The organism is Microvirga sp. Mcv34 (assembly GCF_024519725.1).
Taxonomy (GTDB): domain Bacteria; phylum Pseudomonadota; class Alphaproteobacteria; order Rhizobiales; family Beijerinckiaceae; genus Microvirga.
On the sequence record NZ_JALJRK010000326.1, the window covers coordinates 1 to 239 of the forward strand.

The 239-nt window shown below is 60.7% G+C and carries 1 protein-coding gene; it reads right to left on the reverse strand.

Annotation, left to right across the window (positions count from 1 at the left end; genetic code table 11):
• Positions 1 to 239 (reverse strand): efflux RND transporter permease subunit (locus tag OC446_RS31230; protein ID WP_262032642.1); only part of this gene is annotated, 239 nt, incomplete at both ends.

Consider the following 239-nt stretch of genomic DNA (forward strand, 5'->3'; position numbering starts at 1 on the left):
CAGAAGCTCGTTGAAGCGCATCTGGATCGGCTGGGTGAAGGAGAGATTGTTGCCCGGGAGCTGGCCGACAGCTTCCTGCATCTGCTTGATCAGTTCCTCCTTCGGGAGCTTGGGATCAGGCCACTCCTCCTGCGGCTTGACGATGATGAAGGTATCCGAGGCGTTCGGCGGCATCGGGTCCGCCGCCACCTCGGCTGTGCCGGTCTTCGAGAATACAAAAGCAACCTGCGGAAAGCGGC